This window comes from Scopulibacillus cellulosilyticus (assembly GCF_042665295.1).
Lineage (GTDB): Bacteria > Bacillota > Bacilli > Bacillales > Sporolactobacillaceae > Scopulibacillus_A > Scopulibacillus_A cellulosilyticus.
This window is the reverse complement of the sequence record NZ_JBHTCO010000045.1, coordinates 103613-129799: the sequence shown is the minus strand read 5'-3', so window position 1 is coordinate 129799 and position 26187 is coordinate 103613. Positions and strand designations below refer to the sequence as shown.

General features: G+C 41.3%; 22 protein-coding genes and 1 pseudogene. 16 read left to right on the top strand and 7 right to left on the bottom strand.

What is annotated here, in order from left to right:
• Positions 1 to 6 precede the first annotated feature (6 nt).
• Positions 7 to 1322, top strand: a pseudogene (locus tag ACFQRG_RS21700) (sugar porter family MFS transporter).
• 407 nt (positions 1323 to 1729) lie between these two features.
• On the opposite strand, the gene ACFQRG_RS21695 reads toward ACFQRG_RS21700, so the two are convergent.
• The 4 genes from ACFQRG_RS21695 to ACFQRG_RS21680 form a co-directional block, all read right to left on the bottom strand.
• A complete protein-coding gene (locus ACFQRG_RS21695; protein WP_380970273.1) occupies positions 1730 to 2950 on the bottom strand; it encodes an NAD(P)/FAD-dependent oxidoreductase in 1221 nt (406 codons plus the stop codon).
• Positions 2943 to 3311: a (2Fe-2S)-binding protein gene (locus ACFQRG_RS21690; protein ID WP_380970270.1), complete on the bottom strand. Its 369-nt coding sequence runs from the start codon at positions 3309 to 3311 to the stop codon at positions 2943 to 2945. The genes ACFQRG_RS21695 and ACFQRG_RS21690 overlap by 8 nt, the downstream gene beginning before the upstream one ends.
• On the bottom strand, positions 3308 to 3580 hold the full coding sequence (locus ACFQRG_RS21685) for a (2Fe-2S)-binding protein (RefSeq protein WP_380970267.1): 273 nt from the start codon (positions 3578 to 3580) through the stop codon (positions 3308 to 3310). The genes ACFQRG_RS21690 and ACFQRG_RS21685 overlap by 4 nt, the downstream gene beginning before the upstream one ends.
• A gap of 62 nt (positions 3581 to 3642) precedes the next feature.
• Positions 3643 to 5334, bottom strand: coding sequence for a sigma-54 interaction domain-containing protein (locus ACFQRG_RS21680; protein ID WP_380970264.1), 1692 nt, complete (start codon positions 5332 to 5334; stop codon positions 3643 to 3645).
• A 187-nt stretch (positions 5335 to 5521) separates the two neighbouring features.
• Between ACFQRG_RS21680 and ACFQRG_RS21675 the strand changes: the two genes are divergently transcribed.
• From ACFQRG_RS21675 to ACFQRG_RS21650, 6 genes are all read left to right on the top strand, one after another.
• Entirely contained in the window at positions 5522 to 6703 is a 1182-nt protein-coding gene (locus ACFQRG_RS21675) for an NAD(P)/FAD-dependent oxidoreductase (protein ID WP_380970261.1), read from the top strand.
• Positions 6700 to 7722, top strand: a complete 1023-nt coding sequence (locus tag ACFQRG_RS21670) for a proline racemase family protein (protein WP_380970258.1) — start codon at positions 6700 to 6702, stop codon at positions 7720 to 7722. Before ACFQRG_RS21675 ends, ACFQRG_RS21670 begins: the two co-directional genes overlap by 4 nt.
• A gap of 15 nt (positions 7723 to 7737) precedes the next feature.
• The gene (locus ACFQRG_RS21665) at positions 7738 to 8733 is read left to right on the top strand and encodes a proline racemase family protein (RefSeq protein WP_380970255.1); all 996 of its coding nucleotides are present in this window, start codon (positions 7738 to 7740) and stop codon (positions 8731 to 8733) included.
• A 189-nt stretch (positions 8734 to 8922) separates the two neighbouring features.
• Positions 8923 to 9819, top strand: coding sequence for a 4-hydroxy-tetrahydrodipicolinate synthase (gene dapA / locus ACFQRG_RS21660; RefSeq protein ID WP_380970252.1), 897 nt, complete (start codon positions 8923 to 8925; stop codon positions 9817 to 9819).
• 158 nt (positions 9820 to 9977) lie between these two features.
• Positions 9978 to 11468 (top strand): aldehyde dehydrogenase family protein, encoded by a 1491-nt coding sequence (locus ACFQRG_RS21655; RefSeq protein ID WP_380970249.1) that lies wholly within the window; start codon positions 9978 to 9980, stop codon positions 11466 to 11468.
• 360 nt (positions 11469 to 11828) lie between these two features.
• Positions 11829 to 13451: an APC family permease gene (locus tag ACFQRG_RS21650; RefSeq protein ID WP_380970246.1), complete on the top strand. Its 1623-nt coding sequence runs from the start codon at positions 11829 to 11831 to the stop codon at positions 13449 to 13451.
• A 297-nt stretch (positions 13452 to 13748) separates the two neighbouring features.
• On the opposite strand, the gene ACFQRG_RS21645 is transcribed toward ACFQRG_RS21650, so the two are convergent.
• Positions 13749 to 14504 (bottom strand): DeoR/GlpR family DNA-binding transcription regulator, encoded by a 756-nt coding sequence (locus ACFQRG_RS21645; RefSeq protein ID WP_380970243.1) that lies wholly within the window; start codon positions 14502 to 14504, stop codon positions 13749 to 13751.
• Positions 14505 to 14517: 13 nt separating this feature from the next.
• Positions 14518 to 15954: a rhamnulokinase gene (locus tag ACFQRG_RS21640; RefSeq protein WP_380970240.1), complete on the bottom strand. Its 1437-nt coding sequence runs from the start codon at positions 15952 to 15954 to the stop codon at positions 14518 to 14520.
• Positions 15955 to 16113: 159 nt separating this feature from the next.
• Here ACFQRG_RS21640 and ACFQRG_RS21635 point away from each other — a divergent pair, with 159 nt between their 5' ends.
• The 7 genes from ACFQRG_RS21635 to ACFQRG_RS21605 are packed head-to-tail and all read left to right on the top strand — an operon-like array spanning position 16114 to position 22896.
• Positions 16114 to 16806, top strand: coding sequence for a class II aldolase/adducin family protein (locus tag ACFQRG_RS21635; RefSeq protein ID WP_380970236.1), 693 nt, complete (start codon positions 16114 to 16116; stop codon positions 16804 to 16806).
• Between the two features lie 34 nt (positions 16807 to 16840).
• The gene (locus ACFQRG_RS21630) at positions 16841 to 17923 is read left to right on the top strand and encodes an MDR/zinc-dependent alcohol dehydrogenase-like family protein (protein WP_380970234.1); all 1083 of its coding nucleotides are present in this window, start codon (positions 16841 to 16843) and stop codon (positions 17921 to 17923) included.
• Positions 17924 to 17972: 49 nt separating this feature from the next.
• Positions 17973 to 19274, top strand: coding sequence for an MFS transporter (locus ACFQRG_RS21625; protein WP_380970231.1), 1302 nt, complete (start codon positions 17973 to 17975; stop codon positions 19272 to 19274).
• Between the two features lie 16 nt (positions 19275 to 19290).
• Entirely contained in the window at positions 19291 to 20070 is a 780-nt protein-coding gene (locus tag ACFQRG_RS21620; protein WP_380970228.1) for an SDR family NAD(P)-dependent oxidoreductase, read from the top strand.
• A gap of 55 nt (positions 20071 to 20125) precedes the next feature.
• Positions 20126 to 20800, top strand: a complete 675-nt coding sequence (locus ACFQRG_RS21615; RefSeq protein WP_380970225.1) for a class II aldolase/adducin family protein — start codon at positions 20126 to 20128, stop codon at positions 20798 to 20800.
• A gap of 6 nt (positions 20801 to 20806) precedes the next feature.
• Positions 20807 to 22258 (top strand): FGGY-family carbohydrate kinase, encoded by a 1452-nt coding sequence (locus ACFQRG_RS21610; protein WP_380970222.1) that lies wholly within the window; start codon positions 20807 to 20809, stop codon positions 22256 to 22258.
• A 5-nt stretch (positions 22259 to 22263) separates the two neighbouring features.
• On the top strand, positions 22264 to 22896 hold the full coding sequence (locus ACFQRG_RS21605) for a histidine phosphatase family protein (protein WP_380970219.1): 633 nt from the start codon (positions 22264 to 22266) through the stop codon (positions 22894 to 22896).
• A gap of 194 nt (positions 22897 to 23090) precedes the next feature.
• Here the strand turns inward: ACFQRG_RS21605 and ACFQRG_RS21600 are convergent, their stop codons facing one another.
• Positions 23091 to 23507, bottom strand: coding sequence for a hypothetical protein (locus ACFQRG_RS21600; protein WP_380970217.1), 417 nt, complete (start codon positions 23505 to 23507; stop codon positions 23091 to 23093).
• A 241-nt stretch (positions 23508 to 23748) separates the two neighbouring features.
• Between ACFQRG_RS21600 and ACFQRG_RS21595 the strand changes: the two genes are divergently transcribed.
• Together ACFQRG_RS21595 and ACFQRG_RS21590 are read left to right on the top strand one after the other, a co-directional pair.
• Entirely contained in the window at positions 23749 to 24867 is a 1119-nt protein-coding gene (locus ACFQRG_RS21595) for a CdaR family transcriptional regulator (RefSeq protein ID WP_380970214.1), read from the top strand.
• A 128-nt stretch (positions 24868 to 24995) separates the two neighbouring features.
• Positions 24996 to 26132 carry a glycerate kinase family protein gene (locus tag ACFQRG_RS21590; protein ID WP_380970211.1) on the top strand — a complete coding sequence of 379 codons (1137 nt, stop codon included), beginning with the start codon at positions 24996 to 24998 and terminating at the stop codon, positions 26130 to 26132.
• Positions 26133 to 26187: the final 55 nt, after the last annotated feature.

Genomic DNA, 26187 nt, shown 5'->3' with positions numbered 1-26187 from the left:
AGATGGATGATTTATTGTTGCGGTGCTTTAGGCGGACTTTTGTTTGGATATGATACAGGTGTTATTTCAGGTGCATTGCTTTTCATAAAACAAGACATGGGCCTTTCCTCATTCCTGGAAGGATTTGTTGTAAGCGGTGTTTTGATCGGCGCTCTTATCGGAGCAGCATTAAGCGGTCCCGTCGCCGACAAAATAGGAAGAAAAAAAACAATTATTATATTAGGTGTTTTATTTACAATTGATGCTATTGGGACAGCTATTTCACCAGATATCAATACATTGATCTTATTCCGTATCGAACTGGGAATTGCGATTGGAGGGGCTTCCGGCATTGTCCCTATGTATTTGGCTGAAATGGCCCCGGCAAATATTCGAGGAAAAGTTGCATCCTTAAATACGATTATGAATGCTCTAGGGATTTTAATGGCTTATCTGGTAAACTACGCATTTTCTGCTTCAGGCAATTGGCATTGGATGCTCGGACTGGCGGTCATCCCATCCATACTGTTGATGGCAGGTATGTTCTTTATGCCGGAAAGTCCACGATGGCTTTTGCAGAATGAAAATGAAAAAGAAGCGCGAAGAGTATTATCATTAACAAGAAACCCACAGCAGATAGATGAAGAAATAAGGAGTATTATTCAGATGAAGGTCGTGAAAAAAGGCAATTTAAAAATGCTGTTTGCTCCGTGGACACGGCCCATTCTATTTGTTGGCATCGGTGTTGCAGTCTTCCAGCAAATCATTGGAACCAATACAATCATTTACTATACACCAACAATTCTGAGAACAGCCGGATTCGGTTCTTCATCAGCCATTGCCGGAACAATCGGTATCGGTGTGTTGAATATTTTGTTTACAATTTTAGGCATGATGCTCATTGATAAAATAGGACGAAAAAGACTATTGTTAATTGGGAATATCGGTATGACATTGGCGCTTGGAACACTCGGAGTCAGCATGAACCTTTTTGAATCGCAGCATGGCTTTTGCTTTCCTGCCTTTCTTTATTTATGATCGCTTATTCAGCAAGTTGGGGAATGGTTGTGTGGGTTATTCTTGGTGAAATTTTCCCTCTGAAAGTTCGTGGTGCAGGAATGGGTGTAGCAAGCACAGCACTGTGGTTTTCTAATATCATCGTCTCAATGTCATTTCCGGTTCTTTTAGAAGCAGTAGGTGTGGGTGTTATGTTCCTAGTGTACGCAATAATTGGGATCTTTGCTTTCCTTTTCGTTGCAAAATATGTCCCCGAGACGAAAGGCAAAACATTAGAAGAAATTGAAATGGAAATGGTATCAAAAAATAAAAAGGCTGTCAGCTAACACCTTTCGTACAATATAGAACTTATTTGCTGCACAATCAGTGTTTAGCATAATTCATAATAGGACTTTACTTCGTCAATTATTCTTATGATTCTGTTAAATGGAAGCGCTCCACTTCAGTATGTTTTTTATCTAACAAAAACGGCTTTCTTCATTTTCATAAATAACATATCTAAGTTTATCCACAGTTCACAGGGTCAGACCCCAAAAAGTAAAGTTATCCACAATTTAAGGTCTGACCCCTAAAGTTGCGTGAGAGTAGATAACATAAGGTAAAAAAGGGCGTTGGCAGCTTGCCAAACGCCCTTTCCGGTTACAACCACAGAATAGCTCGTTTATAATACTTCCCTCTTTATGAAATTGAGGTGTTAATAAGGTAAATAGTCTTTTCATTAAAATAAGCGTATTTAAGCCCTGCCAATCGTTAACTTTTCCTTGAAAATCTGTTCCATTTTTTCACGGCCAGCATGGATATTCGGATGAAATTGAATAACGGCTTCTTGGCGAATTCTATTCACGTTCTCTAAGGCTTTTTCAAGTTCTTTATTAATAGAATTATCCGATTTTACCAAGTCTTTTACGATTGATAGACCAGCTACGGTTCCTTGTGCCCGAGCGACTTTTGCACTTTCTATTCCTGTAATATTGCCGGCGACATACAGGCCATCAAGCGGCGTTTTCATTTGTTCATTGTGAACGGGAACATGGCCGCCCAGTTCAGGAAGATAATGAAATGGACAGCCGGAGACCGCTGCCAGCTCTGCGAGAGGGTAGAGTCCGCCGGCAATGCAGACGAAATCAACGTCAATCGTTTCTTCGCTGCCTTTGATGATGCAGCCATCGGGCGACACCTTGCACAATGTGACGGATTCTACTTTTTCTTGGCCGTTAATTTGAGTGACAGCCTTGCGAAGATGAATAGGAATCCCCCACATTTTTACGCCGTTTTTTGGGTAAAAGGTTAAAGCCAGCCGCTGCATGCCTTTGCCTTTAACGAATTTACTTCCCATCCTTATAAAGGCGGAAGGGGCTAAGTGTGAAATTCTTAGCAGCGACTGTAAAACCTGACTTGGATGACTGGCATTTTTGGTTACAGCATTTTCAGCGGGGAGCACCATGCCTGCAACCTCGATGCCTGCTAATTGCAGTTCGCGGGTGATAGCCGATGATAGGACGTTAATACCGATGACAATGCCTTTTTTGCCCGGGCGGACCCGGTGAACATTGGTCATGACCTGAGCGGCGCCGATCGACATGACTCCCGGCAGCGTCCATCCGGGAACCGGGGCAGGGGATTCGGCGGCTCCAGTTGCAAGCAGAAGCGCAGGAACAGTGATTGTCTCTTCACTTGTATGGACATGCCAGCCTTGTTCTGTTTTTTCGATGTGATGCACTGATAATCCGCAGCGGATGTCAACGCCGAGAGATTCAGCTTGTTCGATTAAGATATTGGCTTCTTTTATCCCGTTCCACCATGTGCCATCGGGTTCTTGGTGAAGCTGCCCGAGGAGACGGCCGCCCGGTTTCATAAATTCATCAATGATAACAACTTGTAATTGCCGCTTAGCGCAAGCAATGGCGGCTGATAACCCTGCCGGCCCTGCGCCAATTATCGCAACATCATACATGGCGTTTTCCCTCCTTCATTTGGGCTAGTTTCTCAGCATAGTTCTTTAATGGTGTTGGCTGCTGTTTACCGCTTTCAATCACCATGCCTTCCTTAATCTCAGTTAAGCATCCGCGTACACCGGGTTGTTGATTCACCGTTACACGGCATTCGAAGCAATGACCGATATTACAATATATCCCGCGCGGTGTTCCTTTTTCCTCATGAACGCGTAGTGTCCGAATCCCGTTAGCCAAAAGGGCAGCTGCAATCGATTCACCTTCAAGCCCTTGATAAGTTTTTCCGTCAAAGATGAAGGAAATCGATTTTCTTTCAGGCATTGTGCCGAGAACTGGATGATTGACAATGCGAAGTTCGTTCATTCTCCATCCCCTCCTAAACCGCCGAACGATATCGGCCGTACTGGTGGCTGATGTTTTAAAGGTATTGTATTTGGTGTTTCCTTATTAGTTATTTCGGAAAGAATGGCATCTATTGCAAATCGGCATGTCCGGCCGCCGCAATAGCCCATCCCTGCTCTTGTACGCAATTTCAACTCACGGGCTGAGCATTTATATGTTTTGGCTGTATTGATTAAGTCTTCATGTGTGACTTCTTCACATCTGCAAATAATCAAAGACGAATCTTTCATAAGAAAAACCTCCCTTTCAGCTTTTTCACATGCAAGAAACAAGCCAAAACGGAGGTGTTCGATTAAATGTCTAATTTTTTCATTCGATTATATAAGGTGACACGGGTAATGCCGAGTTGATTAGCGGCGGCTTGCTTATTACCGTTATTTTGTTTTAATGTGTCTAAAATGATTTTCTTTTCATATTGTCCAAGTTGTTCACTTAAACTCAATGATGGATCAAGATTGATGCGAGGATCATCCTCACTATTGTAAAGGGATGATTTGTGCTGATCCTGTTGAACAGGTGAAAACCCTAAGTCTTCCCGTTTAATATAGCCGTCTGTGGCGAAAACAACGAGCCGCTCAACCATATTCCGCAGTTCTCTGATATTGCCGGGCCATTCATACCGCAGGAACTCTTGCATAATGTCTTGCGATATTCCGTGCAGCTGCCTGTTATAACGGACAGAAAATTCATAGAAGAAAAAGTGGCTCAGTTCAATGACATCCTCATAACGTTCACGCAGGGGCGGTATCCGGATATTCACAATGTTCAGCCGGTAATATAAGTCTTCTCTAAACTTATTGTCATTAACCATTCCTGCTAAATCGCGGTTCGTTGCTGCTATCACACGAAAATCAGCGTCGATTTCCTTTGTTCCCCCGACAGGAAAGTAACGCTTTTCTTGTAAAACACGAAGAAGCTTCACTTGCATATCTAAAGGCATTTCCCCGATCTCGTCTAAAAAGAGGGTGCCGCCTCTCGCTAATTCAATTTTCCCCTTTTTACCGCGTGAATCTGCCCCTGAAAAGGCGCCTTTCTCATAACCGAATAGTTCACTTTCAAAAAGCGATGAAGGAATCGCACCGCAATTGATTGGAATAAAGGGTGCATTGCCTTTTTCTCTTGTCTCATGGATGGCTTTGGCAAATAATTCTTTGCCGACACCGCTTTCGCCGAGGATAAGGACGGGCGCCTCCGTTACACAAACCTTTTTGGCCCGTTCAATCGTGTTTTTTATCATCTGACTGCTGCCTTTGATCTTTTGAAAAGGGTCTTCAGGAGGGCTTAATTTCGCCACTTTTTGTTCAAGCTGATGCATTTTCGATGACACGTTGAACAATTCCTGATTAAGTCTGACTTGTCTCGTGATGTCGGTTTCGGAAACAACGGCACCGACGATTTTATCTTTTAAATAGACAGGAGACGAGTTAATCAGCACGGTTAAATCTTCGCGCGCCTTATGTTGATGGCCGTGCAGTTTTTTTCCTTTTTGTAATGTTTGCGTGATTTCTAAGTGATCCATGTTAAAAAAGTCAGTAATAGGCTTGCCGATTACCTCGCATTGTTTATACGAGAAAATATTCTCAGCGCCCTCTGTCCATATTTGGACGATGCTATGCTCATCAATCGCAGTAATCGAGGCGTCAACGGTGTCAAGGACTGTCTGAAAAAAGGCCTCAACGTATTGGAGGGAGTGAAGGAGTCCCTCGCAAACTTTATAAGCTGATAGATAGCCGATAATCTCCCCGGTCTCATCTTTTACAATCAGGATATGGTGCCGCTTTAAAAGGGGCAGTATATCGGCAATACATACTTTCGAGTCAATAAATGTACTCCTTTTCCATGTTTTGCTTTCATTATCGTAGTAAAACGGCTCCTCAGAAATGAATAAAGGCAACTTAGCACTGGATACATGCTCATTTTTTGTTTGGAGTATATGAAAGTCAGCGGCAATCAGTTTTTCGAGTGAAGGTAAGTGATGGTACATCTTTATTCTCCTTCCAGCAGCCTTAAATGTGTAAAAGAATTTTAACACTATATAAAATATTTTACACAATAATTTAAACAGTATAAACATTTTTACAGGAATTAAGCAATGAAATGGTCGTGATCTAAAAGCGAATAGGTGGCATGGATATTGCAGTTTATAAGATTGGTTGGAGAGGAGGGAGAACATGAGCACGAAACAGCATGCGGAAGTAATCATCATTGGCGGCGGGATTATCGGAAGCGCTATTAGTTACTACGTGGCTAAAGCTGGCATTGATTGCCTGATGCTTGAGAAGGGGGAGCTGGCAAGCGGCACTTCATCTAAATGCGACGGGAACATCCTTGCCATTGATAAAGATCCCGGATTTGACAGTCAAATGTCTTTGAAAAGCCAAGAATTAGTGGCTGAGCTGAGCAAGGAACTGGATTTACCATTTGAATATCGCGCACCCGGCAGTATTTTGGTGTGTGAAACAGAGGCTGAAATGGAAGCGGCCGAGCAATGGGTCGCAAAACAGAAAGAGGCGGGCTTGCCTTTCCGGATGTTGGACCGTTCTGATATTCGCCAGGAGTCCCCTTATTTTGCCGATGATTTATTAGGCGGCTTGGAGTGTGAAACAGACTCTACCGTTAATCCATATTTAATGACGTACTCACTCATTGATAAAGCTAAAAAATACGGCGCCCGCGTTGTTAATCATACCGAAGTGAAATCGATCACAAAGAAAAAGCATTTCACTATTGAAACAACGAATGGGACATTTACTGCAGAGAAGGTTGTTAATGCTGCAGGGGTTTGGTCGCCGGTGATTGGCGGAATGGTTGACGTCGAAGTCCCGATAAAACCGAGAAAAGGGCATATTATTGTCGCTTCAAGGCAGCAGCCTGTTGGGTTGCGGAAGGTGATGGAGTTTGGTTACCTGATCTCCAAATTTGGCGGTGAACGTCAAGTTGACGCGGAAACGGAGAAATATGGCGTTGCCTTAGTGTTTGAACCGACGGAAAGCCAAAACTTCCTGATCGGCTCAAGCCGGGAGTTTGCAGGGTTCAATACAAGAGTAGATATGAAGGTTGTGAAATGTATGGCTAGGCGGGCTGTGCGCTTTTACCCGAAAATGGCCGATATGACTTTAATTCGTACCTATGCGGGACTGCGTCCGTGGACGGAAGATCACTTACCGATCGTTTCCCGCGTTGAGGAGGTCCCGGGGTTTTATATTGCGGCGGGTCATGAAGGGGACGGCATCAGTTTGGCAGCTGTCACTGGAAAATTAATTGAGGAATTAATCCGTGAAGAATCTCAAACGATTATTCCTTATCAACCGGTTGCGCTAGACCGTTTTAAGAAAGGGGTGACTGTAAAGTGAAGGCGGCAAAAGTTTTTTCAACAATTGATACACATACGGGCGGGAACCCGACAAGAACAGTTATTAGCGGGATGCCGCCGTTAAAAGGTAAGACTATGTCCGAGAAAATGCTTCATATGAAAGCGGAGTATGACTGGATCCGTATCTTTTTAATGTATGAACCGCGCGGACACGAGGTCATGTCGGGGGCGTTGCTGGTAGAACCTTGTCATCCTGAGGCCGATTTTGGCGTGATTTACATTGAAACAGGCGGTTATCTCCCAATGTGCGGCCATGATACGATCGGTGTCTGTACCGCGCTGGCAGAAGCAGGGCTCATTGAGACGGACGAACCAGTTAAAACATTGAAGCTTGATACACCGGCGGGTTTAGTTGAAGCAACCATTCGTCTGGAAGATGGCAAAGTCAAAGATGTGACGTTTTGCAACGTTCCGGCGTTTTTATTAAAAAGGGTCGAGGTTGACGTTCCAGAAATCGGCATCGTCAAATGTGACATCGCTTACGGCGGCAACTTTTATGCTATTACAGATGCGAGGGAGCTTGGTTTGGAACTGACTCCGGCCAATGGTTTAGTGATCGTGTCTACAGCGGTGAAGATTAGAGATGCTATTAATGCTTCGACTGACGTTGTCCATCCAGAGGCGCCATTTATTAACAAGTTAACTCATGTCGAATTTTATACCGATCCGTCTAACGAACTGGCTGATGTAAAAAATACGGTTGTTGTTCCGCCGGGCGGGATTGACCGCTCTCCATGCGGTACAGGAACATGCGCCAAGATGGCGACGCTGTACTCACAAAATCAGTTAGCCATCGGTGACTCATTTGTACACGAAAGTATCGTCGGTTCCTTATTTAAAGGAAGAATTATTGAAACAACAAAAATAGGGGAGCTGGATGCGGTTGTTTGTGAGATTACAGGATCTGCCTGGGTAATGGGCATGCATCAATTTTTCTATCAGCCTGAAGATGAATTAAATGACGGCTTTCTATTAATTCCGCCAATGGCAGGGCACTAGAAGGGAGGGCAAAATATGCAATTCAACCAACACTTTTCTACGATTGATACACATACAGCAGGAGAACCCCTCCGAATCATCACAAGCGGTATCCCTTTTATAAAAGGAAATACCATGCTGGAGAAAAGGGCATTTTTCAATGATCACTTGGATCCCATTCGCAGAAAGCTCATGTACGAGCCAAGGGGGCATCATGGCATGTATGGTTGTGTCGTGACGCCGCCTATCAGTGACAATGCTTACTTTGGTGTCCTGTTTATGCACAACGAGGGGTTAAGTACGATGTGCGGCCATGGTGTGATTGCGGTGGTCACGGCTTTAATTGAAACAGGCCAGTTAACAGTAACCGGCCCTGAGCAACGGATTGTCATTGATTCGCCCGCCGGTCATATTATCGCTCATGCCGACTGTAAAGGCTCGGAAGTCTCATCTGTAACATTCGAAAATGTGCCATCATTTGTTTTTGAAAAAGATCTCCTGCTTGATCAAAACGTTGGTGTGACAATCGCGTATGGCGGAGCATTTTATGCGATTGTGAGAGCAGAAGATTTAGGTTTAAGTGTGGACATTTCGCAGTTAGCAAAGATTCAAGAAGCAGCCAAAAAGATCAAGGAAGACATCGAAAGGAAATGGTCCATCCAGCATCCGCTTGAAGAGAATATTAACGGTATTTACGGTGTGATTTTTACTGACAAACCGCAAAAGGCAGATTCAGATGTCAGAACAGTGACAATTTTTGCCGATCAGCAAATTGACCGTTCACCCTGCGGAACAGGGACGTGCGCTCTGTTAGCAAGTCTCTATGAACAAGGGAAGCTAACGGATAAGACGCCGTTTATCAATGAAAGTATCATTGGCAGCCAATTTACCGGAAAGGTGACGGGTAAAACGATGGTCGAGCAATTTCAAGCGATAATACCGCAAATCACAGGTAAGGCTTTTATTACAGGACTGCATCAATTTTTCATCGATCCGAGCGATCCGCATGAATCAGGATTTCTGCTGAAATAGGTTTTAGGGTCTTACGGTGTTTGAGAGCGAGATTCGATGATTTAAGAGCGAAATTTAAGGATTTAAGAGCGAACTTCGATGATTTAAGAGTGAATTTCGTTAATTAGGAGCAACTTTCTAAGATTAGGAGCGAGTTAAGCAGGTTCAAATAAAATCTTTAAAAATAAATGATTCAAGGAGGAGAACGACATGGCAAAAGAATTCAAAGGCGCTTATCCCGTTATCATTACCCCAATGAACGAACAGGAAGAGATTGATTGGGAAGGATTAAAAAGGAACATTAATTATTTTATTAATGAAGGTGTTGCCGGATTAGTTGTTAACGGCAGTACAGGTGAGTTTGTCAGCTTAACAAAGGAAGAGCGTTTTCGAGTTGTAGAAACAGCGGTCGCTGAAGTTAATGGCAGGGTTCCTCTTCTCGTTGGAACAGCCGCTGAAACAACGAAGGAAGCCATCGAGTATACTCAGCAAGCGGAGTCAGCCGGTGCAGACGGGGCATTATTAATTAATTCCTTCTATGCTCATCCAAAGGAAGAGGAAATCTATCAACACTTCAAGGCTGTCGCTGAATCGGTCAGTTTTCCGATTATGATATATAACAACCCTTTTACATCAGGTGTCGACATTAGTACAGAAACGATCCTTCGTGTTGGACGCGATGTTGAAAATATCACTCATGTCAAAGAATCGAGCGGTGACATCCGTAAAGTTCGCGATATTTCCAGACAAGGAAAAGGGGACATTCAAACCTTTTGCGGTGCAGATGATTTAGTTCTTGAATCCTTTATGGTCGGGGCAACCGGGTGGATTTCGGTTGCTGGAAATGCCGTGCCAAAGCTGGTCACTGAGCTCTTTGATGCAGTCCAGAACAAGGAATTTGATAAGGCGTGGGAGTTATATGACAAGGTCTTGCCGCTTTGTAACTTTATCGAGGCATCAGGAAAGTATGTGCAAATTATCAAATATGTCATGGATTTAAAAGGTCTGGCAGGCGGCCCATCCCGCAAGCCGCGTTTGCCATTAACGGTTGATGAAGCGGCAAAACTGGAGAATATTTTAGAAAATCTATTAACCTTGCAAAAGTAAGTCACTTGCTCCATGACAGCTAAAACATAGGGGAACTGGGTGGGGGTCAACCCCCATCTAATTGATAAATATTCCCTATGTCTTGTTAAACGTGGGGGTTTTACCCTCAAAAAATAAAAAAACGGGCAATTATCTAACGAAAATGGAGGGAGATTGCATTGTTAACAACGGAAATTGAATTGAAGCCGAAAGTAAAAGCATTCTTAGAAGGGAATATTGAACTCTTTATAGATGGAAAATTCGTACCGGCTGTAAGCGGAAAAACATTTGAAACGATTAATCCGGCAACCGAAGATGTGCTGGCTGTTGTCAGCGAGGCCCAAGAGGAGGATGTGGACCTGGCAGTTAAAGCAGCGCGTAAAGCCTTTGAAGAAGGGTCATGGTCTAAGTTAACCACCGCAGAGCGTGCGCATTTAATTTACAAGCTTGCCGATTTAATTGATGAAAATAAAGAGGAGCTTGCCCAGTTAGAGGCTTTAGATAACGGTAAGCCGTATCAATTGGCATTAGAGGATGATATTCCGGGAACGGTTGATCATTTCCGCTATTATGCGGGCTGGGCAACAAAGGTTCTAGGTCAAACGATACCGATTTCACCGGACTATTTAAACTATACACGCCATGAACCAATCGGTGTCGTCGGCCAAATCATTCCATGGAATTATCCGCTATTAATGGCCGCTTGGAAACTGGGAGCGGCTCTCGCAACCGGCTGTACCGTTGTTTTAAAACCTGCAGAACAAACACCGCTGTCACTGATTTATACCGCTAAATTATTTAAAGAAGCAGGTTTTCCTGATGGTGTTGTTAACTTTGTTCCTGGCTACGGGGAAACAGCGGGTGCAGCGATTGTGAACCATAAAGATGTTGATAAAGTCGCATTTACAGGTTCAACCGTTGTAGGTAAATCTATTATGCGCCAGGCAACAGATACGGTAAAACATGTCACGTTAGAGCTTGGCGGGAAATCACCGAATATCATTTTGGAAGATGCTAATATTTCAAAGGCCATTCAAGGCGCCTTTGACGGAATTATGTATAATCACGGACAAAACTGCAGCGCAGGTTCAAGGGTGTTTGTTCACCGCAAGCATTATGAACATGTGGTTAATGAACTGGCGGAACTCGCAAATAAGGTTATATTAGGTCCGGGCCTTGATTCAAAAAGTGAAATGGGCCCGCTCGTTTCAAAAGAACAGCAAGAACGCGTACTTGGTTATATCGAAAAAGGGAAGAAAGAAGGCGCAAGAGTCGCTGCAGGCGGGGAAAAGCCATTTGACAAAGGCTACTACGTCCAACCGACAATTTTTGCCGATGTGACGGATGATATGGTCATCGCCCAAGAAGAAATTTTCGGACCGGTTGTTGCTGTTTTGCCATTTGATACTGTCGAGGAAGTTATTCAGCGGGCCAATCATACGCCATACGGCTTGGCAGCGGCGGTATGGACCGAAAACATCAAAACTGGCCATAATGTGGCCAATAAACTTAAGGCTGGAACGGTCTGGATCAATGATTATAACTTAGAAAATGCGGCATCACCGTTTGGCGGCTTCAAACAATCAGGCATCGGCCGTGAAATGGGATCCTACGCCCTTGATAACTATACAGAAGTCAAAAGTATTTGGGTGAATTTAGTGGAGGATTAACTCGTTAAATTCGCAGTCATATACCCATTGCGAACGTATATTTATTAAAGTAACTATGCTTCTCACCGCAAGGCAGCTAATAAGTTTATCCCGGTGAAACCGTCCGTAAAACTCCCGCCTCAAAACTTGAGTTTAAGCGCTGAAGTTTAGGCGGGAGATAACGGAGTGCTCCTGCGCGACGAACTTTCAAAGAAGTTAATCTAAGCTCGTCGCAAATTGCAAGGGGGTTATTCAAGCAGCTGCTTCGCTAACACCCCGATAAGTTCAACTAACCATAGTGAGGGATGAACAAAACCCCCACTGATGGAAGTTTCACTTTGGTCAAAAATAATACTCAGATTAATAGAGAGGTGATTGTCTATGCCATCCCAAGGGAAATTTAAGCGACAGCTTTCTTTATTAGACCTTACATTTATAGGGTTTGGAGCCATATTCGGTTCAGGCTGGCTCTTTGCCGCAAGCCATGTCGGCTCATTGGCGGGTCCGGCGGGCATCCTTTCATGGGTGATTGGCGGTTTTGCCATTCTCTTGTTAGGATTAGTGTATTGTGAGCTTGGGGCAGCTATTCCCCGCGCAGGCGGCGTTGTTCGTTATCCGGTCTACTCCCATGGTCCCCTTATCGGCTATCTTATCGGTTTTATAACTTTAATAGCTTATTCAAGTCTGATAGCTATTGAGGTTGAAGCAGCCCGCCAATATGCCGCGGCTTGGTTGCCGGGTTTAACACAAAAAGGATCCAGCCTGCCGACTGTGACAGGATGGTTTGTCCAATTTGGTATACTATGTATCTTTTTCCTCCTCAATTATTTCAGTGTCAAAACATTTGCTAAATCAAACACGATTGTAACTATCTTTAAATTTTTCGTTCCCGCTCTTACTATTATTGTTTTATTAACACAACTAAAAACAGCGAATTTTTCAATTCACGGGTTTGCGCCGTCCGGGTCTTTCGGTATAGAATCGGCGATCTCGACAGGCGGGGTTATCTTCGCCTACTTAGGTTTAACGCCTATTGTCTCGGTTGCGAGTGAAGCAAAAAAACCTCAGCGAACGATACCGATTGCTTTAATATTATCTGTTGTTTTATCTACATTGGTCTATGTGCTGCTGCAAATGGCATTTCTTGGAAGTGTGCCGACGCATATGTTAACGGAGGGATGGTCAGGCATTGATAAGAAATTCAGTCTGCCATTTAAAGATATTGCTTCTGTTCTTGGATTAGGGTGGCTGACTTATTTTATTGTTTCCGATGCCATCATTTCCCCAAGCGGAACAGGAAACATCTATATGTCGACAACACCGAGAATTGTATACGGCTGGGCACGCAGCGGAACATTATTCAAAATCTTTGGAAAGGTTGATGAGAAATCCGGCATCCCGCGGCCTGCAGTATGGTTATCTTTCCTTCTCGCTATTTTCTGGACATTGCCATTCCCATCATGGGATACGTTAATCAGTGTTGTGTCAGCGGCTCTAATATTAAGTTACGCTTTCGCTCCGATTTCTGCAGCCGCTTTTCGCCGTAATGCCCGGGATTTACCGCGTCCGTTTTATTTGAAAGGGATGGCCATTCTCGGTCCGATATCGTTTATTGTTGCTTCACTCATCGTCTACTGGTCCGGCTGGCAGACAATCTCTTGGCTGCTTGGTTCACAAATTGTTATGTTGATCATTTATTTATTCTTTAAAAAGTTTGTACCTACTAAAACAGTAAACTTTGCACAACAAATCAAATCATCACTATGGCTTGTCTTCTATTATGCGGCAATGATTCTCATATCCTATCTTGGATTATTCGGGGGAACAGAGATACTTAAACAGCCTTGGGATCTCATTATGATTGTAAGCGTTTCCCTTATTACCTACTATTGGGGCAGCTATTCGGCACTGCCAAAAGCAATATTTGATGATGACGACGTTGAAACAACCGAACTTGTAAAAGCTTCGAAGGATGTTGCGTATAACGTGAAGATGAAAGGATAGAGGGAAAAAGGGCAGAAAGAGACATGTATAAGGCATGTCTCTTCTTCTGTAAATTTAAATCAAGCGATAACTTTTACTAAAAAAGTCCACTCAATATTTTAAATGATATGATAGACTCTATTTAGCTGCCGTTGTATGTTCTTAAAGGTTTTTAAGTGGATAGACCTTTTAATAACGTGGTTTTAGATTAAACAAACGTTTAATTAATGGAAATAACTTAGTGTTAAAATATTTCCTTTTGATATAAAGCTAAAGCTTAGAAGACTTTGCCTTTTTTATAACAGAGATATTAATATGTTAATAAATTAATTCTATATTGTGCTTACTTAATTTTTCTTTCCATTCTTCTGGCGGCATTTTGTCCGTTACTAAAACTGAAATCTGGTCAAAATTGCACAAATTTATAAATGAGACACTGTTAAATTTAGTATGATCAACTAATAAAATATTCATTTTAGAGCTTTCCAGCATGGCCTTTTTTAGTTCAGCTTCGGGCTCATTTGATTCAGTAATGCCCTTTTCAAGGTCCAAGCCTTTACAGCTGAATAGGTATTTATCAGCGTTATATCTTTTTACGGTTGCTTCGGCTGCCGGACCAACTAACGAATGTGACCTTCCTCTTAAGTTTCCGCCAGTTGAAATAATATGGTGTTGTGTGTCTGCAAGTTCATTTAGAACTCTAATAGAATTAGAGATCAAAGTTAAGTTTTGTTTATTATATAAATGTGCTGCTGCTTCGAAGTCTGTAGAACCTGGGCCAATCATCACGCAGTCCCCATCATTGATCAGGGGTTCAACCTTTGCAGCAATCTTTCTTTTTAATTCTATATTTAAGGTTTTCCGGGTGATATACGGTAAATCTTCGTCTGTGCTGCGATTTAAAATGGCTCCTCCGTAAGTTCTGACGGCAATGCCTTCCTTTTCTAACTTTTCCAAATCTCTTCTTATCGTTTCTTCAGTTACATTGAATTCCTGGCTTAATTTTGAGACGTAGACCTTTTTTTCAGTACGAATAAGATCAGTTATTTTTTGTTTTCTTTCTCCAGGTAACATGACATTTTCTCCTCTAAGTTGTTAATGTAGGTTCATAGACATTTAAATGACTTGAGTTTAATATAAGTTGCCGTATTTCTGAAAGTGAAGACAATTGATTAAGCGCATACATTTGCATGCAAATATTGCCTAAGGCGCTTGATTCAACCGGACCGCTAATAACCTTCTTTTGAGTAAGATCTGCAGTTATTTGACACAGCAATTGATCTTGACTGCCTCCGCCGACCATATGAATTGTTTCGATGGGGTGATTAAGAACTGCTTCCAAATGTTTTATCTGCTGGCTGAATTCGTTCGTCAATCCATTATAGATGGCTATGGCGTATTCTCCTAAAGTGTTAGGTATCCCTTGTTTGTTTGATCTGCAATATTCTCTAATATCATTAATAATATGATCTGATGACATAAATAACGAATGGTTAGGTTCGATAATAAAATGCCGGTTAACCGCATCTTTAGCTGCTTGTATAATATCTGGAAAGTCTATCGCATCATGACTACTTTTGTTATAACATTTTTTAAGTTGCTGTAACAAATAAGTGCCATTAATGTTTTTAAGAACACGAAAAGTGTTAAATACACCGCCTTCATTTGTTAAGTTATACGTCAAGGATTCCGGGGTAATAATAGGAGATTCAGTTTCAATACCAATTAATGACCAGGAACCGCAAATTAAGTAAGCACTTTCTTTTGACCGTAAAGGAATTCCCGCAACAGCACTTGCAGTATCATGACTCCCAACTGAAATAACAGGGATCGGCTTAATGCCGGTTTCTTCAGCAAGATCGTGCCGTAAAAGTCCAGCCGTTTCGCCGGGAGAAATGATATCTTTAAAGATTCGTTTCGGAAATCCAAGCTGTTCAATTAATTCATCATCCCAGTTCTTTGTATAAGCATTGATTAATTGACTTGTCGTAGCCACTGTGTATTCATTCATTAATGAACTGCCTGTTAAAAAATGATTGATTAAGTCCGGTATAAATAGTAAGTGCGCTGCCTTTTGATAATAGTCAGGGTTCTCCTTAAAATCACTGTATAATTGGTAAACTGTATTAAATCGCATAAATTGAATACCGGTTTTATCATAAAATGATTCGAAAGGGATAGGCAATTCTTCCGGAATGCCTTCTGTTCTATCATCTCTGTAATTAATAGGCGTGTGTAAGGGGTTCATCTCATCATCCAGCAGACAATAGTCCAATCCCCAAGTGTCAACACCAATACTCGCAATATTTCGATATCTACTTGAAGCCGCTTTCAACCCTAAGGTGAGTTGATGATAGATTTCTTTCAAATCCCAACATCGCTTATTATTAACTATAATTGGTTCATTTTTGAAACGATAGACTTCTTCGGTGTGTATTTTATTGTTTTGGTAAAAACCGGCTATTATTCTTCCGCTTGAAGCTCCTATATCAAAGGCCAAATTAACTTTTGGTTGATTCATCATAAGCCCTCTCTTTTTCAAAAGCTTTTTTATTATTATACTAAAAATACAACAACAATCAACATTAAAAAATATATTTTATCTTTGTTTATGTTGACAATAAAGAAAACTAGGTTTAATATTTAAACAAATCAGGCAATTGAAAGGAGAGATTGTTTTTTCATGGTTGATCAAGAAAAATTATTAAGGGAACAAATTTGTGACATTGGCAAGCGAATGTACATGAAAGATATGGGTGCAGCCAATGATGGAAATATTTCAATAAAGTTAAGCGATAATGTCTTGCTTTGCACACCAACTGGCGTATCTAAAGGATATATGTCACCTGAAATGATTTGTAAAATTGACGGTCAAGGAGAATTAATTGAAAAAAATGTTAACGATTTAAAACCTTCTTCTGAAATTAAAATGCATCTCCGGGTATACGCTGAGAGGAAAGATATTCATGCTGTTGTTCATGCACATCCCTTGCATGCAACCGCCTTTGCTGTTTGCGGGATTCCGCTTAATAAACAAATCATGCCTGAATCAACGATTATGCTGGGGGAAGTGCCAATTGCGGAATACGGAACACCATCTACAGAAGAATTGCCTAATTCTATCTCTCCTTACCTTAAGGATTATGATGCTATTTTGTTAGCTAATCATGGTGCATTAACTTATGGCAGTGATTTAAATAATGCTTATTTTAAAATGGAAACAATGGAGTATTACGCAAAATTGTTATTTCTGACAACAAAACTGCCAGAACCTAAAGAGCTGTCAGATGAACAAGTAAAAACACTTGTTAAATTAAGAGAAGAAAGGTATGAGCTTTCTGGGCGACACCCCGGGTTAAAACTATTAAAGCATTAAACCTTTTAAACACTAACTAGGGAGGGATTTTAATATGTCAAATCTGCCAAATCTGCCAAAAGAAATGAAAGCACTTGTTTGTTATGGACCTAAAGATTATCGATTAGAAAATATAGAGGTGCCAATCCCTGAAAAAGGCGAAGTTGTCATTAAGGTAGAAGCATGCGGTATTTGTGCAGGGGATGTCAAGGCTTGGGAAGGCGCTCCAATGTTTTGGGGAAGTGAAACGCAGCCAAAGTATGTAAAGGAGCCTGTTATTCCAGGACACGAGTTTCTGGGTGAAGTTGTCGCACTTGGTGAAGGCGTGACTGAATATAGCATTGGTGATCGCTTGATTTCCGAACAAATCGTTCCTTGCAGCCATTGCCGCTTTTGCCGCCGCGGTGAATATTGGATGTGTGAAAGGCACGACATTTATGGCTTCCAGAAAAATGTTAACGGGGGTATGGCACAGTACATGAAATTCCCTGCAAATGCTATTAATCATAAAGTGCCTAAAGAAATTCCGCTTGAAAAGGCCATTCTCATTGAACCTTATGCTTGTTCTGTTCATGCTGTACAAAGAGCAAAAATACAGCTAGAAGATGTTGTGGTCATCTCCGGAGCCGGAACATTAGGCTTAGGCATGGTTGGGGCTGCTAAAAAATCAGGACCAAGAAAACTAATTGTCCTTGATTTAATAGATGAAAGATTAGAGCTCGCAAAACAATTCGGTGCAGATATTGTGTTGAATCCGGCAAAAGTAAATGTTGTCGAAGAGATTAAAAACATGACTGATGGATATGGATGTGATGTCTACATTGAGGCAACAGGACATCCAAAATCTGTTGAACAAGGATTGCACATGATCCGAAAACTAGGCCGTTTTGTTGAATTCAGTGTCTTTAAAGACTCAGTAACGATTGATTGGAGTATAATAGGCGATCGTAAGGAACTGGATATCTATGGATCGCATCTTGGGCCATACTGCTATCCAATAGTGATTGAAGGAATTGCCGACGGATCCCTGCCGACTGAAGGAGTCGTGACTCATAAATTACCGCTTGAGGAATTTGAAAAAGGCTTTGAAATGATGAAATCAGGCAAGGAGTCTCTAAAAGTTATTCTTACCCCGTAAAAATATTGCGGGGCTCCTCCAAATACATCCCTTAAAGTGAGGTATATATATGAATACAAATAATGCTCTGTCCTCTCCGCGAGAAAAACAATTGTTGGGTATGCCTATCGTGTTAATTTGGGGCTACATAGCCATTGCGATCTTTATGACAGGCGATGGCATAGAACAAGCCTTTTTATCAAAATATGTTGTTGATCTTGGGTTTTCAGCGAGTCAGGCTTCCATGCTCTTTACTGTATACGGTCTTGTCGTAGCCGTCGCATCCTGGTTATCAGGAGTATTAGCAGAGTTATTGGGGCCCAAAAGAGTAATGGTAGCGGGATTTAGCCTTTGGATTATTTTTCATATATGTTTTCTAGTATTTGGTTTGAGTAAAGGAAACTATGGAATGATGCTCACCATGTACGGTATCCGCGGTTTAGGGTATCCAATGTTCATTTATGCTTTTGTTGTATGGATTGCCTATATAGCACCAAAACAAAGACTTGCTTCTGCGATGGGCTGGTTTTGGTGTATGTATTCGATCGGTGTAGGATTTTTTGGAACTTATATACCAAGCTTTACTATTCCCTATATTGGGTTTATGGGAACTTTGTGGATGTCCATCGGTTGGGTTTTATTAGGCGGTTTCATAAGTCTCTTTTTAATTCGTGATGATTTCAGCCGATATAAAAAAGAATTAAACACAGGAAAGGAAAAGTTCCAAGAATTATTGAAAGGGGTTACACTATTTTTTGAAAATCGCCAAATTGCTAAAGCTGTCGTTGTCCGAGTCATCAATCAGCTTTCCTTATTTGGACTCGTTGTTATTCTGCCGCTTGTTTTTACAAAGGAAGTCGGTTTTTCGATGTCCGAATGGCTGCGTATTTGGGGAGCTGTCTATATTTCTACTATTTTTGGAAACGTTATTTGGGGAATTATTGCTGACCGAATTGGATGGATTAAACAGGTTAAATGGTTCGGTTGTGTCGGGTGCGCTGTGACAACTGTGATGTTTTATTATGTGCCTATGGCTGTTGGTCCAAATTTTTGGGTAGCCTTATTCATTGCCGTTTTATTTGGCATTACAATGTCTGCATTCGTGCCGATGTCAGCGGTGTTTCCGACTTTGGAACCGAATCATAAAGGGGCAGCAGTCTCGATGCATAATTTATCGGCGGGATTAAGCAACTTTATCGGACCCGGTATTGCAACGTTGGTTTTACCTTACTTTGGGGCGGTTGGCGTTATTTGGACTTATACGGTTTTGTACCTTTTTGGGGCAGTCGTAGCCCATTTTCTAAAGGTTACCGAAGTGAACAAAAAAGAAGAAAACATGACTTCAGCTCGGCAAGAAATTTTTTATAAATAGAGGGAGGTTATTGAAAATGAGTGTATTAAATAAATTTAAGCTTGATTCAAAAGTCTCCATTATTACGGGTGCTGCCATGGGACTGGGAAAATCAATGGCTCAAGCGTTGGCAGAGGCGGGATCTGATATTGTTATTGCTGATATTAATTTAAAAGAGGCTAAAGCTGCAGCTGAGGAAATAAGGAATCAAACGGGTGTGAAAGTTCTTCCTATTAAAACAGATGTGACAAATGAAAATGAAGTTAATCTTATGGCAGATAAGGTAATAGAAAGATTTGAAAAAATTGATGTTTTGTTTAATAATGCCGGTATCACGATTCATGAAAAAGCTGAAGAGATGTCATTTGCAGATTGGAAGAAAGTAATCGACATTAATTTAAACGGTCCATTTCTAGTATCGAAAGCTGTTGGGAAAAAAATGATTCAACAAAAGAGCGGAAGCATTGTCAACATTTCTTCCATGTCAGGGTTAATTGCTAATACCCCGCAGCCTCAATCTTCTTATAATACGTCAAAAGCCGGGGTCATTATGTTGACTAAAAGTTTAGCCTCGGAGTGGGCAAAACACAATATTAAAGTTAATACGATAGCACCAGGCTATATGCAAACAGAACTTACAAGACCATTTTATGAGGAAAATGCAGAAATGGTCAAAACATGGGCTGATATGACTCCAATGGGAAGGCCAGGAAAGCCGGAAGAATTACAAGGTATTGCGTTATACTTAGCTTCAGAAGCTTCTTCTTTCGTAACGGGCAGTGTCTTCACCGTTGACGGCGGTTATACAGCTTGGTAACACAGACGCCATTTAAAATACACGGCATAAAAAAAATAGAAAGGGTTGGGAGTCAATGACAACCAATATTACCGAGGACATACTTATTGATCTAACAGCATATGGACAAAGGATTGTTAATAATAAACTCGTTGCTGGACCTGGAGGCAATATCAGTCACAGAGACGGCGACTTGATGTGGATTTCGCCAAGCGGTTACAGTTTTGATGAGCTGTCAAAAGGCGATTGGGTTGCAGTTGATATAACGACTGGAGAGACACTTCCAAATCAACTCCGGCCATCATCTGAAATTGCTATGCATTTAGAAATTTACCGGTCGCGGCCAGAAATTAATGCTATTGTCCATACTCATCCGCCATATACTATTGGTATTATTAGTACAGAATATAATGAAATCCCGCCGATGTTTCCTGATTATGTCGCCCTTGTCGGGAAGGTACCTTATATTGATTACGTTGTCCCTTGTTCTGATGAATTAGCTCAAGCGGTTAAAAAAGTGCTGCAAGATAAAAATTATCAAGCCTTGTTTTTAAAGAATCATGGCCTGATTACACTTGGAAGCAATTTGAAACAAGCCTATGTCCGTTCTGAAATTATAGAGGATGCAGCAAAAATATTTTGGGTCAGCAAATCTGTTGGAACACCTAAAGTGCTCAGCCCGTCTGATATTGCGGAAATCTCTGAATCTGACGCTGAAAAATATCGGCAAAACCTTATGGAAGAAGGTTAATAGACTATGCAGCAAGAAGTATTTATCGGTATCGACATAGGGTCACAAGGCGTAAGGACAGCAGCGCTTGGCGAGGACGGGAGCCTCATCGAACAAACGGAAGCAAATTTCAAATTAACCAGGGAATCACGTCAAGAGCAATCACCTGAGATATGGTGGCAAACTACTCAAGCATTGCTCAAAAAGCTGATCTATCAATGTCGTCAAAAAGGTATGATGATTGATAGCATCAAAGCACTGACTGTAACGTCAACTTCCGGCACGGTAATACCTTTGGATTCTACTGGCGAACCGCTGCACCCGGCCATGATGTATAGTGATACTCGACCCGCTGAGGAAGCTAATCTTTGCCGGCAAGCAGCTATTGAAAACAATAGTGATGGATACCAATCCTTTAATGCCTCTTCAGGATTACCAAAAATTCTTTGGTATGTACGTCATTATCCGGAAAAAGCTGAACGCATTGCGGGTTGGGCTCATGCTGCAGATTTTATTATTAATAAATTCAGGGGTGAGCCGGGCGTTACTGATGAGACAAATGCTCTTAAAACCGGGTATGATCTTATCAATAAACAATGGCCGGATTATATATTTACAAGGTTAGGATTACCCAGAGATTGGTTTCCAAATGTGCTGCCATCAGGTACACCGCTAGGGGCTGTTTCCCCCAAGATTGCTAAAGAAATTGGTCTGCCAGAAAAGGCAATTGTGACAACCGGGATGACTGATGGATGCGCTTCCCAAGTCTCCTCTGGCGCCGTTCACTTAGGCGGTTGGAATACAACCATTGGAACAACACTCGTTGTTAAAGGTGTAACCAAGGGATATATTGATGATCCTGAAGGACGTTTATATAGTCACCGCCATCCCCAAGGTTATTGGATGCCAGGAGGAGCCAGCAATACGGGTGCGGATTGGATCACCCGGGAATACGAAGGTGCAAATCTTCGACAACTGGATGAAGAAGCAAACAAATTTACTCCAACAGGTCAAATAGCTTATCCCTTGTATGGCGCGGGTGAACGCTTTCCTTTTATTTCAACAGAGGCTCGGGGGTTTGCTCCACAAAACCTGTCTGCTGCTGAATTGTATACTGCTAAGATGGAAGGCGTTTCTTACATTGAGAGAATGGCTTACGATTTAATTCAACGACTTTCCGGAGAAACCATTGAAGCGGTTTATACAGCAGGAGGCGCAAGTAACAGCAATACGTGGATGCAAATAAGGGCAAACGTCCTTAATAAGCCGATTATTAAAATGCGTTATGTTACTGGTGCAGTTGGTGCAGCGATTTTAGCTGCATCGCAAACTTGCTACAACAGTTTAGAAACAGCGGGCATGGAATTAACTCAAATAGAGAAGAAGGTGGAGCCTAATCAGTTTAAATCTGATTACGAAGCAGGGTATCAGCGCTTTTTACAAGAGTTAGAAGATCGACAATATATTAAAGGAGTTTAATAGATATGACACGTATATATTTGCTTCGGCACGGGGAGACGGAATGGAATTTACAAGGAGATAAGTATTGCGGCCGTACGGACGTTCCTTTAACAAAAAAGGGCCAACAACAAGCTGAAGCTGCCGCTGATTATTTAGCAGATATACCGTTTGATGCGGCTTATACATCACCGCTTAGCAGAGCCTCTGAAACTGCGGCGAAAATAACTGAACGGCACGGAATTAAAGCCGTTATTGATGAGAGGTTATTGGAGGCTGATTTTGGCTTATGGGAAGGACAAACGAAAGAAGAATTCATTGCTGAAGATCCTGTTGCTTGGGCCAAATGGCTGAAGAACCCGGCGATTCATCGCGCAGGAAAAACAGGGGAGAGCGGTCAAAAAATTTATAACCGTGCTGACAGTTTTTTTGAAGAGATCGCTAATCGGCACCCATTCGACACGTTGTTAGTACTTGGACATAATACGTTGAATCGATTTTTTATTGCCGGACGTCTTGGGATGCCGCTGTCAAATTATCGGGCTATTAAACAATTTAATACAGGAATAACAGTTATAGATATTAATGGCGAAGATACGGCATTTGTCTGTATCAACAGTCATGAACATCTTAAGAAATTAACAGTAACCCATTCTTAGAAGCCATTATTAGTTGTTATTAAATGATTTAATCCCTTTTTAATAGATAAGATTATTTTCATATCTATTAAAAAGGGATATTTATATATAGGATAAGAGAAAAATATTTTAATCAAATGGAAATAAAGATTAAAAAGTAACCGTATTTATCATGGCATGATCGTTAATAACAACGGCTTTATTAAATATCGGCATTAATCCCAAGCATAGACGGTTGAATTTCCGCCCGTAAATTTCTTAATATAAAGCTCTGCTTGGTTGTTGGGGCCATCTATAAAGTTATTAATCCCGTAAAACCTATAACAGCCGTTTAAATCAAATTCCTTTGGAAAATAGGGACCCACGCCGGAAATGCCTGAGGGGACTAAATCCGGATATAAGGGATCTTTTTCGTATAAGCGGTATTCTCCTTGTGCACTGTTTTTACTGAGGCATATTTTAAAAGTTCCGCCATCAGATTTAAATATTTTGCTTTGGTGTGTAAAAACGTCTTTTCCTTTATAATCCCATTTACCGTTACCACTTTGCGGCTGGACAGTATTTGCATAGGAAGCGGCCGGTATGATTAATGAAAGTGTGAATATAGCAAAAATCACACTGAATGCCTTCATTATTTTCTCAACCCCCTTTAGATTATAATGTTAATAGTCTCCTGTATCTAAAATGCCGTATTTAAACATATATCGACAAAATGTTGCCTATTTCAACTAAATATTTTACAGATGCATGATGACATGATAGTGACAGAATAGTTACAGCGGTTTTGAATTTATATTAAATTGTTTGGTTTCCAATAAAGTGAATAGACATTCCTTTTATTAAGAAAAATCTTTCAAAAGGTGATAATGAATCATGTCCTTATTAACAAAAGAATTAGCTCAAGATATCGTTAATAGAACAATGGCGATTTTACATAAAAATATCAATGTAATGGATGACAATGGGCGGATCATCGGTTCGGGTGATCTAAGCAGAATAAATGAATATCATGAAGGTGCCGTCCAGGTCTTAGAAAAAAATAAAAGCATAGAAATTGATGAAAATGAAGCAAAGGTACTAAATAACGCTAAGCCTGGCATTAATTTACCAATTTTATTTTATAAAAAAATCGTAGGCGTTATCGGAATCACAGGTGACCCTAAAGACATCCGGCAATATGCCGAGCTGGTCAAAATGGCTGCAGAAATGGCGCTTCAGCAATCCTTTTTAATGGAAAGGTTCCAATGGAAACAACGGTTAAAGGAAGAATTGGTCAATCAGCTGATATATGATGATTTGGCTGATGAATCGCTGATCGTTGAACACTCACAATCGCTTGGCATAAACTTATCTATCCCCCGTATCGCATTCATCATAAATATAGAAGATAACAAACATAGAGAAGCTGAACAGGAAATCATTAAACAGATTTCAAATCAATTAGGTGAGAATGATCTGGTTTCACGGACTTTTGATTCCGATTTAATCGTACTTAAATCAATAACAAAAAAGGGGCAAGATATCTCTTCTTATATAAATCATGTTGTTAAAAGTATTCAATTTAAAGGGATAAAGGTAGGCGTCGGGCATTTTTTTGAAGGGATTAAGGGTTTAAAACACTCATTTGAAACGGCAAGAAAGGCATTATTTGCAGGTAAAAAACTCTACCCGGAATCTGGTATCTATTATTATGATCATCTTTGTTTTGAGGTTCTAATGTCGGACCTGGAATCACCGAACATGGATAGTGCATTTCAATTTTTTGATCATTTGCTTAAACAAGATAAAAACGATCAGCTATATCAGACGTTGCAGGTTTATATTAAAGAGAATGGCGAATTAAACGAAACTGCGAAAAAGTTGTATATTCATCGTAATACATGCACATACAGGCTTGAGAAAATATATAAAATCACGGGCAAAGATCCAAGAAAAACGAAGGATCTATTAGAATTATATGCGGCAAGCCTAGTTTACCAATTAAGAAAGTAAATTGTGCAATTGCACAAAAAGACAGGATAAATAACCTTCTATGTTGGTCAGTATTAATAATGATTTCAAATAATACAGCGCTTACAATAATATTAAAGACAATACGTATAGCCTGAGGGGGAAAATAAATGAAAATCATCATTGCACCGGATTCTTTTAAAGAAAGCTTATCAGCGCTTGAAGCAGCTCGTGCGATTGAAAGGGGATTTAAGGCCGTTATACCTAATGCAAATTATATAAAACTGCCCATGGCGGATGGCGGCGAAGGGACTGTTCAGTCACTCGTTGACGCGACTCAGGGGAAAATTATTCAAAAGACAGTGACAGGGCCATTAGGAGAACCTGTCGAGGCCTTCTTTGGACTACTTGGCAATGAAAAGACAGCTGTGATTGAGATGGCTGCCGCCTCAGGGCTTCATCTTGTTCCGGCTAATAAGAGAAATCCAATGATCACGACGACCAAAGGAACAGGAGAACTTATTCAAGCGGCTCTTGACTCAGGTGTTAATCATATCATCATCGGTCTTGGCGGCAGTGCAACAAATGATGGCGGTGCAGGAATGGTCCAAGCCCTTGGCGGGAGGCTTTTGGATAAAGACGGCCGTGAAATAGGTCCAGGCGGCGGTTCACTTTCCGAATTAGCGGTTATTAATTTGGAAGGTTTAGATCCTCGTTTGAAAAAGGTAAAAATAGAAGTTGCCTGTGATGTTGATAATCCATTAACTGGCCAAAGGGGCGCATCAGCCGTGTTTGGGCCGCAAAAAGGAGCTGCTCCAGAAATGGTTTACCAGCTCGACCAACATCTCAATCACTACGCTAATATCATTGAACAAACAATTGGGAAGAAAGTAAAGGAAATGTCTGGAGCTGGTGCCGCCGGAGGACTTGGAGCAGGGCTTGTTGCTTTTTTATCCGCAGAATTAAAGCGCGGTGTTGATATTGTTCTTGAGGCTGTACATTTCGACGATATAGTAAAAGATGCAGCGCTTGTCATTACAGGTGAAGGCCGGATTGACAGTCAAACGATTTACGGAAAAACCCCGATTGGCGTTGCGAAAGTTTCAAAGAAATATCATGTGCCTGTAGTAGCACTGGCAGGCTCTCTGTCAGACGACAGCCATATTGTGCTGGATCACGGAATTGATGCCTTGTACAGTATTGTTCCAGGTGTTACTAATCTATCGGATGCATACGAGAATGCTGCTAGATATATGGAACAAACGGCTCGTAATGTTGCGGCAGCTTTGAACATGACATTGAAGTAGGATGGATTTTCGGGGATTTTATATAAATTAAGTAAATATAAATGCATGGTTCATA

What these genes read in the sequence shown, in the direction of transcription:
- ACFQRG_RS21650 (WP_380970246.1), top strand. Translation starts at nt 11,829, where the DNA reads ATGCCATCCCAAGGGAAATTTAAGCGACAGCTTTCTTTATTAGACCTT.
- ACFQRG_RS21695 (WP_380970273.1), bottom strand. Translation starts at nt 2,950, where the DNA reads ATGTATGATGTTGCGATAATTGGCGCAGGGCCGGCAGGGTTATCAGCC.
- ACFQRG_RS21645 (WP_380970243.1), bottom strand. Translation starts at nt 14,504, where the DNA reads ATGTTACCTGGAGAAAGAAAACAAAAAATAACTGATCTTATTCGTACT.
- ACFQRG_RS21635 (WP_380970236.1), top strand. Translation starts at nt 16,114, where the DNA reads ATGGTTGATCAAGAAAAATTATTAAGGGAACAAATTTGTGACATTGGC.
- ACFQRG_RS21675 (WP_380970261.1), top strand. Translation starts at nt 5,522, where the DNA reads ATGAGCACGAAACAGCATGCGGAAGTAATCATCATTGGCGGCGGGATT.
- ACFQRG_RS21685 (WP_380970267.1), bottom strand. Translation starts at nt 3,580, where the DNA reads ATGAAAGATTCGTCTTTGATTATTTGCAGATGTGAAGAAGTCACACAT.
- ACFQRG_RS21690 (WP_380970270.1), bottom strand. Translation starts at nt 3,311, where the DNA reads ATGAACGAACTTCGCATTGTCAATCATCCAGTTCTCGGCACAATGCCT.
- ACFQRG_RS21620 (WP_380970228.1), top strand. Translation starts at nt 19,291, where the DNA reads ATGAGTGTATTAAATAAATTTAAGCTTGATTCAAAAGTCTCCATTATT.
- ACFQRG_RS21610 (WP_380970222.1), top strand. Translation starts at nt 20,807, where the DNA reads ATGCAGCAAGAAGTATTTATCGGTATCGACATAGGGTCACAAGGCGTA.
- dapA (WP_380970252.1), top strand. Translation starts at nt 8,923, where the DNA reads ATGGCAAAAGAATTCAAAGGCGCTTATCCCGTTATCATTACCCCAATG.
- ACFQRG_RS21680 (WP_380970264.1), bottom strand. Translation starts at nt 5,334, where the DNA reads ATGTACCATCACTTACCTTCACTCGAAAAACTGATTGCCGCTGACTTT.
- ACFQRG_RS21615 (WP_380970225.1), top strand. Translation starts at nt 20,126, where the DNA reads ATGACAACCAATATTACCGAGGACATACTTATTGATCTAACAGCATAT.
- ACFQRG_RS21595 (WP_380970214.1), top strand. Translation starts at nt 23,749, where the DNA reads ATGTCCTTATTAACAAAAGAATTAGCTCAAGATATCGTTAATAGAACA.
- ACFQRG_RS21665 (WP_380970255.1), top strand. Translation starts at nt 7,738, where the DNA reads ATGCAATTCAACCAACACTTTTCTACGATTGATACACATACAGCAGGA.
- ACFQRG_RS21625 (WP_380970231.1), top strand. Translation starts at nt 17,973, where the DNA reads ATGAATACAAATAATGCTCTGTCCTCTCCGCGAGAAAAACAATTGTTG.
- ACFQRG_RS21605 (WP_380970219.1), top strand. Translation starts at nt 22,264, where the DNA reads ATGACACGTATATATTTGCTTCGGCACGGGGAGACGGAATGGAATTTA.
- ACFQRG_RS21600 (WP_380970217.1), bottom strand. Translation starts at nt 23,507, where the DNA reads ATGAAGGCATTCAGTGTGATTTTTGCTATATTCACACTTTCATTAATC.
- ACFQRG_RS21630 (WP_380970234.1), top strand. Translation starts at nt 16,841, where the DNA reads ATGTCAAATCTGCCAAATCTGCCAAAAGAAATGAAAGCACTTGTTTGT.
- ACFQRG_RS21590 (WP_380970211.1), top strand. Translation starts at nt 24,996, where the DNA reads ATGAAAATCATCATTGCACCGGATTCTTTTAAAGAAAGCTTATCAGCG.
- ACFQRG_RS21640 (WP_380970240.1), bottom strand. Translation starts at nt 15,954, where the DNA reads ATGATGAATCAACCAAAAGTTAATTTGGCCTTTGATATAGGAGCTTCA.